The organism is Microbacterium sp. (genome assembly GCF_044340635.1).
GTDB lineage: Bacteria > Actinomycetota > Actinomycetes > Actinomycetales > Microbacteriaceae > Microbacterium.
Map to the genome: position 1 here is coordinate 122,255 of NZ_JBIITF010000007.1, position 14,722 is coordinate 136,976.

Here is a 14,722-nt window from a genome sequence, read left to right on the forward strand (position 1 = left end):
GTGCACCCCGTGGCCACCGCATCCGTCGACCTGAACGCCGACCTCGGCGAGAGCGTCGACGGCGTGGCCACGGCCGACGACGAGGCGATGTTCGCGGTCATCTCGAGCGCGAGCATCGCCGCGGGCGGGCACGCGGGGGATGCCGCATCCATGCGCCTGGCGGTCGAGCGCGCCGCGCGGCACGGCGTCGCGATCGGCGCCCACCCCTCGTATCCGGATCGCGCGGGGTTCGGGCGCACGGCGATGGACCTTCAGCCTGCGGATCTGACCGCCGTCGTCTCGGGCCAGCTCGCCGCCCTGCGCGCGGCGGGGGCCGACATCCGCTACGTCAAGCCGCACGGCGCGCTGTACCACGCGGTCGGCGCGGACGCGGATGCGGCGCGGGCGCTCGTGCGGGCGGTGCTCGCGCTCTCGGACGATCTCGGCCGCGGGGTGCCGCTGCTCGCTCTGGGCGCAGCGGCGTCCGAGGCATGCGCCGCCGCCGGGCTGCCCTTCGTCCGCGAGGCTTTCCTCGATCGGGGCTATGCGCCGGGCGGCGAGCTCGTGCCGCGGGGGATGCCGGGGGCGTTGCTGCACGATCCCTCGGTCGTGGCCGAGCGTGCCGTGCGACTCGCGCGCGACGGAATCGTCGAGGCGATCGACGGGACGCCCGTCGTGGCGGACGCGGCCTCGCTGTGCCTGCACGGCGACACGCCCGAGGCGGTCGCGATGGCCCGGGCCGTCCGTGCCGCCCTCGATGCCGCCGGGGTCGAGGTCTGCGCACCGTGGTGAGTGCGGCGCGGACCCTGCGGATCCTGCCGATGGGGGAGCGGGCGCTGCTGGCCGAGGTCGGCGACCTCGCCGACGTCCTGGCCCTGCACGCCGCGCTCTCCGCTCCCGCCCCCGCCCCCGCCGCCCATGCCGGGATCGTCGACCTCGTGCCCGCCGCCCGCACGGTGCTCGTGCCGTTCGACCCCGGCCGGATCTCCGCGGCGGCGGTGCGGGACGTGATCGAGCGCGCGTGGTCGCGGGCGACGGATGCCGCGGCACCCCCGTCGCGCGCCGACCCGATCACGCTCGACGTCGCGTACGACGGCCCCGACCTCGCCGAGGTGGCCGAGATGCTCGGGGTCGGGCCCGGCGAGCTGGCCGAACGGCATGAGCGCGCCGAGTGGATCGTCGCGTTCACGGGTTTCGCGCCGGGGTTCGGATACCTGACCAGCCCCGCGTGGACCTTCGACGTGCCGCGCCTCGACGTACCGCGCACCCGCGTGCCGGCGGGTGCCGTGGGCATCGCCGGCGCCTTCTCGGGCGCCTACCCGCGCGAGACCCCCGGCGGTTGGCGCGTGATCGGCACGACCGCTGCACCCCTGTTCGATCCGGCCGCCGCACGCCCGGCGCTGCTCGGGCCGGGCGACCGCGTCCGCTTCCGGAACGTCGGCCACGCGGCGCCCGCCGCATCTGTCGTCCCCGCACGAACCGCGGGCGAGGTCGAACCCCCGGCGATCCGGGTGGTCGAGCCCGGCCTGCTCGCGACGGTGCAGGATCTCGGGCGTCCCGGCCATGCCTCGATCGGGGTGGCCCGGTCGGGTGCCCTGGACCGCGAATCGCTCCGCATCGCCAACCGTCTTGTGGGCAATCCCGAGGGACACGCCGGGATCGAGGTCACGCTCGGGGGCTTCCGGGCGGTCGCGGCACGCGATCTCTGGATCGCCGTGGCGGGCGGCTCGGGTCCGCTCACGATCGACGGCCGCCCGATCGGCATACACGTCGCGCATCCCTGGCCCGCGGGGTCGGAGGTGCGGATCGGATGGCTCGAGCACGGCGCGCGCGCCTACCTGGCCGTCCGCGGCGGCATCGTCGCGGACGCGGTGCTCGGATCGCGATCGACCGACACCCTCGCGGGGCTGGGTCCTGGCCCGCTCCGAGCCGGCGGAACACTCTCGGTGGGGCGGTCGCCGCACGCCCCCGTCCCTCCGCTCGATATCGCACCCTGGGGCGCGCCGCCCGACCACCTCGAGCTCGAACTCGCGCCGGGTCCGCGCGCGGACTGGTTCGAGCCATCCGCCCTGCGCGCGCTGTTCGAGTCCATCTGGACGGTGTCGCGCGACGCCGACCGCGTGGGCGCCCGACTGGACGGGCCCGAGCTCGTGCGCTCCGTCGCGGGCGAGCTGCCGAGCGAAGGCATGGTGCCGGGCGCCCTGCAGGTGCCGCCGGGTGGGCGCCCGACCGTTCTGCTCGCCGATGGACCCGTGACGGGCGGCTACCCCGTGATCGCGGTCGTGACGGATGCCTCGCTCGATGCCCTCGGACGGGCGCGCCCGGGCACCGTCATCCGTTTCCGGCACGCGCGTCCGTACGCGTGAAACCGGCGCCGAGAGCCGCCGCGTCGGCTGAGCGGGCGCCGCGCTCGCGGACGGTCATCCCCACGCCGGAGAGCGCGTAGTCGGCGGCCTCACGCGTGCCGTATTCGGTCCCGCGGTCGATGGCCGCGCGCAGAGCCGTGGCGTTCCCCGCGTTCGTGAGGTCGTCGAGGAAGCGGGTGTGGAACACGAACGCGGGCGCGTCGTGCTGGCCCGTGCGCTTGCGGATGGCGGCGGCCGCACCGGCCAGAACGCCCGCCCGATCGACATCCCCGTCGATCGCCGCGATCGCGCAGAGGCCCTCCAGGCTGTAGGCGATGCCCTCGTCGTGATCGAGTGACAGCGACACCGCCATCCCCTCGGCGAACACCCGCCGGGCGTCGTCCACCTGTCCGGAGGTGAGCAGGGCTCGGGCCAGGTGGTGCGTGGCGATCGTCGAGGTGAACTCCTCCCCGCCGGCGACCGAGGCGTCCAGGGCGCGGCGGAACATGCTCAGGGCGTCGGCGTCGTGTCCGCGGATCCACTCCAGCCGCCCGAGGGCGACGAGGATCAGCACTTCGCCCCAGCGGGCGCCGGCCTGGCGGAACCCCTCCGCCCCGCGCCAGAGGCGTTCGGCGGCGAGATCCAGGTCGGAATCGCCGGTCGTCACCTGCGCCAGCCCGGCGGTCGCGAGAGCCATCGAGGACCCCATGTCGTCGCCCACCCGCGCGAAGAGTTCGGATGCCTCGCAGAACCCCTCGATCGTCTCCGGGTTCTGCGTCCCGAACATCCGCTTCCAGAGCACGTAGTACAGCGCGACGGCGCGGGGGTACGGTTCCTTGTCCCCGCCGAGATCCAGGAGCTCCTGCATCCAAAGCGCGATCTCGGACAGGTAGCCCCCGATCCACCAGAACAGGTACAGCTTCCAGGCGACGTCCGCTGCCGTGGCGAAATCCCCGACATCGATGAGGTATCGCACGCCGCTTCGGAGGTTGCTGCGTTCGAGGTTCAGCCGCGCGACCGCACTGCGCTGGTCGGGGCCGCCCAGCCGTGGTGCCTCACGGAGGGCGAGCTGGACGTACAGGCGAGCGTGCGCGGCACGCATCCGGTCCTCGTCGCCGCGGGCCTGGAGCTGCCCGATGGCGTATTCGCGCACGGTCGCGAGGAGGGAGAACACCGATTCCCCGTCGATGTCCTGCTGCGCGGCCAGCGACGAGTCCACCAGTGCGGCGAGTCCGTCGACGGCCGTGCCGTGCCACGGTCGGCCCACGCCGATCTTCTCCACCGAGTCCAGGGTGAACCCGTGCGAGAAGACCCCGAGATCGAACAGGAGCAGGCGCTCGGACTCGCGCAGCAGGCCGGTCGACCACTCGATCGTGGAGCGGAGGGTCCGCTGGCGCTCGGGCAGATCCCGCGAGGAGTCCACCAGCAGCGGCAGCTGCTTGTCGAGTCGCTGCAGGATGGCGGAGGGCGTGAGCACACGCATCCGTGCCGCCGCCAACTCGATCGCGAGCGGCAGTCCCTGCAGGACCCGGCAGATCCCCGCGACCGCGGCGCCGTTCGTCTCGGTCACCTCGAAGTCCGGTTTCACGGCGCGGGCGCGCTCGGTGAACAGCTCCACGGCGGGCGAGTCCAGGGAACGCGGCACCGAGTCGGGCGAGGCGGGATCGTGCGTGGCCAGCGTGGGGACCTCGAAGACGCGCTCGCCGCGGATGCGCAGCACCGCTCGGCTCGTGACGAGGAAGGTCGCCTGCGGCGCGATGGAGTACAGGCCCACGAGCACGGGGGCGGCCTCGACGAGCTGCTCGAAGTTGTCGAGCACGATCAGCATGCGCCTGCCGTCGAGCGCGAGGGACAGGCGCGTCTCGAGTGGGACCTCGGCGGTGTCCCGGATGCCGAGCGCGTAGCCGATCGTGGGCAGCAGCAGGTCGGGCTCGAGCACGTTCTCGAGGGGCACGAAGACGGTTCCGTCGGGGAAGAACTCCGACGCGGCCTCGGCGACCGCGATGGCCAGGCGGCTCTTGCCGATGCCGCCGGGGCCGAGCAGGGTGAGCAGGCGCGTCTGTCCCTCGGCGAGCCGGGCCGACACGTCCGCGACCTCGCGATCCCGGCCGATCAGCCGGGTGAAGGCGGCGGGCACGCGGCTCAGGACCTGCGACGCGTTCATGATCGCGCCGGCACCCGTGCGCGACGAGTCGAACCGCTCCGCGAGAAGGGTCGCGAGATCCGACTCGACCAGCTCCGCGAGCTCTTCCGGTGAGGTGAACGACTTGTACGAGGCCGTGTCGTCCGAGCGGATGCGGTCGATCAGCGCGTCGAGGCGTTCTTCCCGCTTGCCGGACTGACGGATGTAGATGAGCCGCGGCATCCCGCGCGGCGCGAGACGGTATTCGTCCTCGAGCCCCGAGATCTCCTCGCCGGGCGCGACCCAGCCGTAGCTCTCGCCGTAGATCCCGACGAACACGTCGCTCTGCTCGAGGTAGGCGCGGTACAGATCCTGCGGCGGGTGGGGTCGGGCACCCAGTTCGAACATCACGGGCGCGAGCCGCAGCCGCTCGATCGAGCCCCGTGCGGCGCGCCGTTCGGTCTCGAGTTCGCGCAGGGTCGATGAGACGAAGACGCGCAGTCGCTGATCCGGGGTCCGGATCCGCGGCGCAGCGTCGTGCTCGACCGTCATGCGCACATTGTGGCCCCGCGCGGACGCCGCGTCCAGAGGTCAGGTGCGTGCGAATGGGTGCTCGCGGCAGACGGGAGAGCGCCGGAGCGTGGGGAATAAGAAGGGGCGCGCGCGGTTATACCGCAGGAACCAACACTCGTCAAGAATCCGACTGGACAGTCGGCCATTCGCGACGTATAGTTGTTGTTTGCGCTCCTAGATTCCCCCTGCCCTCATATGGTGGTCGGCTGTGCCTGTGTGCCCCCCGCGAAAGCGGCGTGCGGCCCTCTGGTTTCGGGGAAGGCGAGCAATCCACCCACGACGAGGAAACACGAGCCCTTCGGGGCCCATGGAGGTTTTTCCCTTGGCCGCTGCGCGCAACGCATCCACCACCACCCCCAAGACCGGTCGCGGAGCATCCCGCCTCTCGTTCGCGAAGATCTCTGACACGTTGACGGTCCCCGACCTTCTCGCGTTGCAGACCGAGTCCTTCGACTGGCTCGTCGGCAACGAGGCCTGGAAGGCCCGCGTCGCCGAGGCCCAGAGCATCGGTCGCACCGACGTTCCCGAGATCAGCGGCCTCGAGGAGATCTTCGAAGAGATCTCGCCGATCGAGGACCTGTCCGAGACGATGCAGCTGTCGTTCACGAACCCGTACCTCGAGCCCGAGAAGTACTCGATCGAGGAGTGCAAGGAGCGCGGCAAGACGTATGCCGCCCCGCTGTACGTCGAGGCCGAGTTCATGAATCACCAGACCGGTGAGATCAAGACCCAGACCGTGTTCATGGGCGACTTCCCCCTGCAGACCGGCAAGGGCACGTTCATCATCAACGGCACCGAGCGTGTCGTCGTCTCGCAGCTCGTCCGCTCGCCCGGCGTGTACTTCGACAAGACCCCCGACAAGACGTCCGACAAGGACATCGTCTCGGCGCGCGTCATCCCGAGCCGTGGCGCCTGGCTCGAGTTCGAGATCGACAAGCGCGACCAGGTCGGCGTTCGCATCGACCGCAAGCGCAAGCAGTCGGTCACCGTGTTCCTCAAGGCCCTGGGCCTCACGAGCGAAGACATCATGACCGAGTTCGCGGGCTTCGACTCCATCGAAGAGACCCTCGCGAAGGACACGATCGTCACGAAGGAAGATGCGCTCCGCGACATCTACCGCAAGCTCCGTCCGGGCGAGCAGGTCGCCGCCGAGGCCGCGCGTGCGCTGCTCGACAACTTCTACTTCAACCCGAAGCGCTACGACCTGGCCAAGGTCGGTCGGTACAAGATCAACCAGAAGCTCGGTCTCGACGAGCCGCTCTCGGCCTCGGTCCTGACCGTCGAGGACGTCGTCGCGACGATCAAGTACCTCGTCCGCCTGCACCGCGGCGACGCGACCTTCCCGGGTCTGCGTGGCGGCAAGCCGGCCGAGATCCGTATGGCTACCGATGACATCGACAACTTCGGTAACCGTCGCATCCGCGCCGTCGGCGAGCTCATCCAGAACCAGGTCCGCACGGGTCTGTCCCGCATGGAGCGCGTCGTCCGCGAGCGCATGACCACGCAGGACATCGAGGCCATCACGCCGCAGACCCTGATCAACGTGCGCCCCGTCGTCGCCGCGATCAAGGAGTTCTTCGGAACGTCGCAGCTCTCGCAGTTCATGGACCAGAACAACCCGCTCGCGGGTCTGACCCACAAGCGTCGCCTCTCGGCGCTCGGACCCGGTGGTCTGTCGCGCGAGCGCGCCGGCGTCGAGGTCCGTGACGTCCACCCCTCGCACTACGGCCGCATGTGCCCGATCGAGACCCCGGAAGGCCCGAACATCGGCCTGATCGGATCCCTCGCATCGTTCGCGCGCATCAACGCGTTCGGATTCATCGAGACCCCGTACCGCAAGGTCGTCGACGGTCGCGTCACCGAGCAGATCGACTACCTCACGGCCAGCGAAGAGGAAGACTTCATCGTCGCCCAGGCCAACGCGCCCCTCAAGGGCGATGGTCACTTCGTCGAAGAGCGCGTTCTCGCCCGTAAGACCGGCGGCGAGGTCGACCTCTTCCACCCCGAAGAGATCGGGTACATGGATGTCTCGCCGCGCCAGATGGTGTCGGTCGCAACATCCCTCGTCCCCTTCCTCGAGCACGACGACGCACAGCGCGCCCTCATGGGTGCCAACATGCAGCGTCAGGCCGTGCCGCTCCTGCGCAGCGACTCGCCGCTCGTCGGTACCGGTATGGAGGGCTACGCAGCCATCGACGCCGGTGACGTCGTCACGGCCGAGAAGGCCGGTGTCGTCATCGAGGTGTCGGCGGATGTCGTCACGCTCCAGCTGGACGAGGGCGGAACGCAGGAGTACTACCTGCGGAAGTTCGACCGCTCCAACCAGGGCACCAGCTACAACCAGCGCGTCATCGTGTCGGCCGGCGACCGTGTCGAGGTCGGTGCGGTCATCGCAGACGGTCCCGCGACGGAGAACGGCGAGCTCGCGCTCGGCAAGAACCTGCTCGTGGCGTTCATGCCCTGGGAGGGTCACAACTTCGAGGACGCGATCATCCTGAACCAGAACCTGGTGAAGGACGACACCCTCTCCTCGATCCACATCGAGGAGTATGAGGTCGACTCGCGCGACACCAAGCTCGGCAAGGAGGAGATCACCCGTGACCTCCCCAACGTCGCGCCCGACCTGCTGAAGGACCTCGACGAGCGCGGCATCGTCCGCATCGGCGCCGAGGTCCGCCCCGGCGACATCCTCGTCGGCAAGGTCACGCCCAAGGGCGAGACCGAGCTGTCGGCCGAGGAGCGACTGCTGCGCGCGATCTTCAACGAGAAGAGCCGCGAGGTTCGCGACACGTCGCTGAAGGTTCCCCACGGCGAGCAGGGCACGATCATCGCCGTCAAGGAGTTCAACGCGGAGGACGGCGACGACGAGCTCGGCTCGGGCGTCAACCGCCGCGTCGTGGTCTACATCGCCCAGAAGCGCAAGATCACCGAGGGTGACAAGCTCGCCGGCCGTCACGGCAACAAGGGTGTCATCGCGAAGATCCTGCCCGTCGAGGACATGCCCTTCATGGCCGACGGCACCCCCGTCGACGTCGTGCTCAACCCGCTCGGTATCCCCGGCCGCATGAACTTCGGCCAGGTTCTCGAGACCCACCTCGGGTGGATCGCGAAGCAGGGCTGGAAGGTCGAGGGCACCCCGGAGTGGGCCGCCAAGCTGCCGCAGGAGGCCTTCGAGGCCGCCCCCGGCACCAAGGTCGCGACCCCGGTGTTCGACGGTGCGAGCGAGGCCGAGATCCAGGGCCTGCTCGACGTCACGATCCCGACCCGCGATGGCGACCGCCTGATCGACGGCACCGGTAAGGCGCTGTTGTTCGACGGCCGCTCGGGCGACCCGTTCCCCGCGCCGGTCTCGGTCGGTTACATGTACATCCTGAAGCTGCACCACCTCGTCGACGACAAGATCCACGCACGTTCGACGGGCCCGTACTCGATGATCACGCAGCAGCCGCTGGGTGGTAAGGCGCAGTTCGGTGGTCAGCGATTCGGTGAGATGGAGGTCTGGGCCCTCGAGGCCTATGGCGCCGCCTACGCACTGCAGGAGCTCCTCACGATCAAGTCCGACGACATCCTCGGTCGCGTCAAGGTGTACGAGGCCATCGTCAAGGGCGAGAACATCCAGGAGCCCGGCATCCCCGAGTCCTTCAAGGTGCTCATCAAGGAGATGCAGTCGCTCTGCCTGAACGTCGAGGTCCTCTCGGCGGACGGTACGGCGGTCAACCTCCGCGACACGGATGACGAGGCTTTCCGCGCCGCGGAAGAGCTCGGCATCAACATCTCCAGCCGGTTTGAGTCGTCGTCCATCGACGAGATCTAACCCCCGACTCATAACCGACTAAAGATTTCGACACAGGAGAACACGTGCTCGACGTAACAACTTTTGACGAGCTTCGCATTGGTCTCGCCACCGCCGACGACATCCGTCGTTGGTCCTTCGGCGAGGTCAAGAAGCCCGAAACCATCAACTACCGCACGCTGAAGCCCGAGAAGGACGGCCTCTTCGGAGAGCAGATCTTCGGACCCAGCCGTGACTGGGAGTGTGCCTGCGGAAAGTACAAGCGGGTTCGCTTCAAGGGCATCGTCTGCGAGCGCTGCGGCGTCGAGGTCACCAAGTCCTCGGTCCGTCGCGAGCGCATGGGCCACATCGAGCTCGCCGCGCCCGTCACGCACATCTGGTACTTCAAGGGTGTCCCCTCGCGTCTCGGCTACCTGCTCGACATGGCGCCGAAGGACCTCGAGAAGGTCATCTACTTCGCGGCCTACATGGTCATCTCGGTCGACGACGACGCTCGTCACGCCGACATGCCGCAGCTGGAGAACGAACTTCGCCTCGAGCTGAAGACGCTGGGCGACCAGCGGGACTCCCGCATCGCGACGCGCCTGCAGACCCTCGAGACGGAGCTTGCTGCTCTCGAGGCCGAGGGTGCCAAGGCCGACCAGAAGAAGAAGCTCAAGGACGCCGCCGAGAAGGAGATGGGTCAGGTCCGTAAGGGCTTCGACGAGCAGATCACCCGTCTCGAGCGCGTCTGGGAAGACTTCCGCAACCTGAAGGTCGGCGACCTCAAGCCCGAGGACGACGTCTTCCAGGAGCTGCAGGATCGCTACAGCCTGTACTTCGAGGCCCACATGGGCGCCGAGTCGATCCAGCGTCGCCTCGCGGCGTTCGACCTGGCCGCCGAGGCCGAGAACCTGCACCTGCAGATCTCGGAGGGCAAGGGTCAGCGCAAGATCCGTGCGATCAAGCGCCTCAAGGTCGTCAACGCGTTCCTCTCGACGGGCATGAGCCCCGCCGCGATGGTGCTCGACGTCGTCCCGGTGATCCCGCCGGAGCTCCGCCCCATGGTGCAGCTCGACGGTGGCCGCTTCGCGACATCCGATCTCAACGACCTCTACCGTCGCGTGATCAACCGCAACAACCGTCTTCGTCGCCTGATCGACCTCGGTGCCCCCGAGATCATCGTCAACAACGAGAAGCGGATGCTGCAGGAGGCCGTCGACGCACTGTTCGACAACGGCCGCCGTGGTCGCCCCGTGACCGGTACGGGCAACCGTGCCCTGAAGTCCCTCAGCGACATGCTGAAGGGTAAGCAGGGTCGGTTCCGTCAGAACCTGCTGGGAAAGCGCGTCGACTACTCCGGCCGTTCGGTCATCGTCGTCGGCCCGCAGCTGAAGCTGCACCAGTGTGGTCTGCCCAAGCAGATGGCGCTGGAGCTCTTCAAGCCGTTCGTCATCAAGCGCCTCATCGACCTCGGTCACTCGCAGAACATCAAGGCCGCCAAGCGCGCCGTCGAGCGCACGCGCCCCGAGGTCTGGGACGTGCTCGAAGAGATCATCCGCGAGCGCCCCGTGCTGCTCAACCGCGCGCCCACGCTCCACCGTCTGGGTATCCAGGCGTTCGAGCCGCAGCTCGTGGAGGGCAAGGCGATCCAGCTGCACCCGCTCGTCTGTGCCGCGTTCAACGCGGACTTCGACGGTGACCAGATGGCCGTCCACCTGCCCCTGTCGGTCGAGGCCCAGGCCGAGGCACGCATCCTGATGCTCGCCTCGAACAACATCCTGAAGCCCTCCGACGGTCGCCCGGTCACCCTGCCTTCGCAGGACATGATCATCGGCCTGCACCACCTGACCACGGTCAAGAAGGGTGCTGCCGGCGAGGGACGCGCGTTCGGTTCGGTCTCCGAGGCGATCCTCGCCAAGGACGAGGGAACCCTCGACCTGCAGGCCGTCGTGCGCATCCGCATCCCGGGACTGTCGTTCCTCGAGGGCGAAGCGCCCGAGGGCTACGAGCGTCACGGGCTGGTCGAGTCGTCGCTCGGACAGGCGATCTTCAACGACACGCTCCCGAAGGGCTACCCCTTCGTGCGCGACGTCGCCGACAAGAACAAGCTGTCGCAGATCGTCAACAAGCTCGCCGAGGAATACCCGGCCGAGGTTGCGGCGACGCTGGACCGCATCAAGGACGCCGGTTTCTACTGGGCCACCCGTTCGGGTGTCACGGTCGCCCTCTCCGACATCCTGACGCCGCCCAACAAGGCGGAGATCGTCGGACGGTACGAGAAGGACGCCGCGAAGGTCCAGGACGACTTCGACATGGGCTTCATCGACGACTCCGCACGCCGCAAGGAACTCATCGACATCTGGACCAAGGCCACCGACGAGGTGCAGGTCGCGATGCGCGAGAACTTCCCGGAAGACAACACCATCAACCGCATGGTGTCGTCGGGTGCTCGTGGTAACTGGCTGCAGATCCGCAACATCGCGGGTATGCGAGGCCTGGTGAACAACCCCAAGGGTGAGATCATCCCGCGTCCGATCATCTCGTCGTACCGCGAGGGGCTGTCGGTCGCCGAGTACTTCATCGCGACGCACGGTACCCGTAAGGGTCTCGCCGACACCGCCCTGCGTACCGCCGACTCGGGTTACCTGACCCGTCGTCTGGTGGACGTCTCGCAGGACGTCATCATCCGCGAGGATGACTGCGGCACCGGCAAGGGCCTCGAGTACACGATCGCCGCCCCCGGCGCCGATGGTCAGCTCGTGCGCGACAAGAACGTCGAGAACTCGGTGTTCGCGCGCACGCTCGCCTCGGATGTCGTCGACAGCACGGGCGAGGTCGTCGCCTCGGCCGGAGACGACGTGGGCGACGTGCTGATCGATCGTCTGATCGAGCTGGGCGTCGAGTCCATCAAGGTGCGGTCCGTCCTCACCTGTGACTCGGCCGTCGGCGTCTGCGCGAAGTGCTACGGCCGTTCGCTCGCCACCGGAAAGCTCGTCGACATCGGAGAGGCCGTCGGCATCATCGCGGCCCAGTCGATCGGTGAGCCCGGAACGCAGCTCACGATGCGTACCTTCCACACGGGTGGTTCGGCCTCGGCCGATGACATCACGCAGGGTCTGCCCCGCGTGCAGGAGCTCTTCGAGGCCCGTACCCCCAAGGGTGCGTCGCCGATCGCGGAGGCCGCCGGACGGATCACGATCGACGAGACCGATCGTGCCAAGAAGGTCATCATCACGCCCGACGACGGCGACGAGCCCAAGGTCTACCCGGTCCTGAAGCGCGCGACTCTTCTGGTCGAGGACGGCCAGCACGTCGAGGTCGGCGAGGCGCTGCAGGTCGGTACGCGTGACCCGAAGGACATCATGCGTGTCCAGGGTGCCCGCGAGGTGCAGAAGTACCTCGTCAACGGCGTCCAGGGTGTGTACCGCTCGCAGGGTGTCCCGATCCACGACAAGCACATCGAGGTCATCGTTCGCCAGATGCTGCGGAAGGTCACCGTGGTCGACCACGGCGACACGACGCTGTTGCCCGGTGAGCTCGTGGACTCGCGTCGCTTCATCGACATCAACCGCCAGACGGTCGGCGAGGGCAAGCGCCCCGCGTCGGGTCGTCCGGAGCTGATGGGTATCACCAAGGCGTCGCTGGCGACCGAGTCGTGGCTGTCGGCCGCCTCGTTCCAGGAGACGACCCGCGTGTTGACCGAAGCGGCCATGCAGGGCAAGAGCGATCCGCTGATGGGTCTCAAGGAGAACGTCATCATCGGAAAGCTCATCCCGGCGGGTACCGGCCTCGGCAAGTACCGCAACGTCGTCGTCGAGGCGACGGAAGAGGCCAAGAGCGAGCGCTACCCGAACCGGGTATTCGCGTCCGACGGTGTCTACTCCGAAGCCGACCTCGGGTTCGTCGATTTCGACAGCTTCTCGACGGATGACTTCACGCCCGGCACCTACAACTAAGTAGTACCGAAAAGGGGGTCCGCTACGGCGGGCCCCCTTTTTCGCGTCCCTGCCCGCCGGGCCGCGTCGCGCCCGGGTTGGTCGGCGGCCGGCGCATACTCTGGGCGCGGGGATCGTTCCGGGGCTGAGGGGCAAGCGCGAGGGAGACGGCGGTGGCGAAGATCGGTGGACGCAACACGGCGTTCGCGTGGTTCGTCGGTGTCGTGAGCCTCGTGGTGGTCGCCGGACTCGTGTGGCTCGCCGCGCCCATGACGCCCGTGGTGCTCGCGTGGACGGGGGAGGTCGTGGGAAATGCCCTCGATCCCCGCCCTGCTGCGCCGGTTCGCGAGCCGTCGTCGTCTCCTACCGCGACTGCGCCATCGACCCCGGTCGACGACGAGGCCGGTGTGCCCACAACGTGCGGCGACCTCTACCCGAGGGCGCTGTGGGATCAGCTCAAGGCCGCGAAGGGGACGTCCCTCGACGAGTCGATCGAGTACCCGCCCTCTTCCGTGGCGGGCCTGCCCGAGGCTCTCGGTGCTCGGGTCACGCTCGGCTGCGCGTGGACGGATGGCGCGGGCACAGCAACGGTCACGGTTGCCGACGTGGACGCCTCCGCCGTTGAGACAGCGCAGAACGTCCTCCCCGCCACGGGATTCGTGTGCACATCCCTCGAAGACGGCCTCCGCTGCGATCTGCCGGCCGGTGACACCTCCGCCGCCGAATCCCACGTGCTGAGGGGCGGGCGGTGGCTCGCCGTCGTGCGGACTTTTCCGGGACCCCCGTTCGATCAGGCGAGCGCCGAGGAGCGCGTGTGGCCCTGATCTACGAAGCATCCGACACACGGCGGCATGCCTGCCCGGCCTCGCCGCGACGCCGGGGTAGCCTGAGGCCCGCGGGGAGCGCCCCGCACAGACTGGGCGGCCAGACCGTCCCCGCGTGAGGAGCACACCCATGAGCGACGCCAGCAAGGAGCCCGGCGCACCCGTCGAGGACCCGCGGCCGGTGGATGACGTCGTGGGCCGCGCGCACGAGGGCCTGGCAGACGCCGAAGCCGCTCAGCGCGACATCACCCCGACGACATCGCGTGGCGAATCGACGACATCGCGCGGCGAATCGACGACATCGCGCGGCGAGGACATCGACTATGCGATGTACGAAGCCGCCGCGACGAACGAGCCGTCCGACGCTTCGTCCGCCAAGCCCGAAGACGCAGCCAGGGCCGACTCGGATGCGCCGACCACGGCCTACGCGTCCGGCTCCGACGCTCCGACGACGGCCTACACATCCTCCGGCCTCGCTGCCCCCCTCGCCCCGCCCGCTCCGGTGACGCCGAGCGAGCCCGCAACCGACGCTCGCGTTGCCCCGGCCGCCGCAGCCCCGGCGGCCTTCGCCAGCCCTCAGCCGATCTTCGTGCAGGCTCCCGAGCCGCCCCGCCCGCGTGGCAACCGCGCCGCGGCCGGTTTGATCGGTCTGCTCGCGGCCGTCAGCTTCGCGGTGCTGTACCTGGCCGCGGCCCTCGCCATCGGCCTGATCGATCGCTCGCTCACGTTCGATACCGTCGTCGATTTTGCGATTGACGCCCTCACCTCGTGGTGGCTGTGGATCACCACCGCCGTCTTCTTCATCGGTTTCTGGTTGCTGGGCGCGATTATCAACCGCGGACGCTGGGCGCATTGGGTTGTCTGGGGGCTGCTCATCGGGTTCGTCGCCTACGGCGCACACGTGGTCGGTCAGCTCTTCCAGGCACCGTTCTGGCAGCTCACCCGGAGTGAGGGCGCGGACCTCGTCGAGGCGCAGCTGGTCGCACCTCTGGCCTTTGCCGCCTTCGTCATCGGGCGCGAGCTCACGATCTGGTTCGGGGCGTGGGTCGCAGCGCGCGGTCGCCGCGTGAGCGAGTTGAACCTCGAGGCGCAGCGTGAGTACGAGCGGACCCTCGAGGCGGGCCCCACGCTGGCGCGTTCCTCCCAGGGTTAAGAGCAGATAGGCGCTG

The 14,722-nt window shown here is 68.9% G+C and carries 7 protein-coding genes; 6 read left to right on the forward strand and 1 reads right to left on the reverse strand.

The genetic code is table 11. The features are described 5' to 3' along the window. Both pxpA and ACIQ0W_RS08490 read left to right on the forward strand, forming a co-directional pair. Complete coding sequence (gene pxpA, locus ACIQ0W_RS08485) at window positions 1-771, forward strand: 5-oxoprolinase subunit PxpA (RefSeq protein ID WP_396642332.1); 771 nt, start codon at window positions 1-3, stop codon at window positions 769-771. Continuing rightward, on the forward strand, window positions 765-2,345 hold the full coding sequence (locus ACIQ0W_RS08490) for a 5-oxoprolinase/urea amidolyase family protein (RefSeq protein ID WP_396642334.1): 1,581 nt from the start codon (window positions 765-767) through the stop codon (window positions 2,343-2,345). Before pxpA ends, ACIQ0W_RS08490 begins: the two co-directional genes overlap by 7 nt. Here ACIQ0W_RS08490 and ACIQ0W_RS08495 read toward each other — a convergent pair. After that, on the reverse strand, window positions 2,311-4,998 hold the full coding sequence (locus ACIQ0W_RS08495; protein WP_396642335.1) for an ATP-binding protein: 2,688 nt from the start codon (window positions 4,996-4,998) through the stop codon (window positions 2,311-2,313). The genes ACIQ0W_RS08490 and ACIQ0W_RS08495 overlap by 35 nt on opposite strands. A 343-nt stretch (window positions 4,999-5,341) precedes the next feature. On the opposite strand from ACIQ0W_RS08495, the gene rpoB reads away from it, so the two are divergent. From rpoB to ACIQ0W_RS08515, 4 genes are all read left to right on the forward strand, one after another. Beyond that, entirely contained in the window at window positions 5,342-8,833 is a 3,492-nt protein-coding gene (gene rpoB / locus ACIQ0W_RS08500) for a DNA-directed RNA polymerase subunit beta (protein WP_396642336.1), read from the forward strand. 44 nt (window positions 8,834-8,877) lie between these two features. Continuing rightward, complete coding sequence (locus tag ACIQ0W_RS08505; protein WP_396642337.1) at window positions 8,878-12,750, forward strand: DNA-directed RNA polymerase subunit beta'; 3,873 nt, start codon at window positions 8,878-8,880, stop codon at window positions 12,748-12,750. 152 nt (window positions 12,751-12,902) lie between these two features. Continuing rightward, complete coding sequence (locus ACIQ0W_RS08510; protein WP_396642338.1) at window positions 12,903-13,553, forward strand: hypothetical protein; 651 nt, start codon at window positions 12,903-12,905, stop codon at window positions 13,551-13,553. A 130-nt stretch (window positions 13,554-13,683) separates the two neighbouring features. Then, a complete protein-coding gene (locus ACIQ0W_RS08515) occupies window positions 13,684-14,706 on the forward strand; it encodes an ABC transporter (protein WP_396642340.1) in 1,023 nt (340 codons plus the stop codon). Window positions 14,707-14,722: the final 16 nt, after the last annotated feature.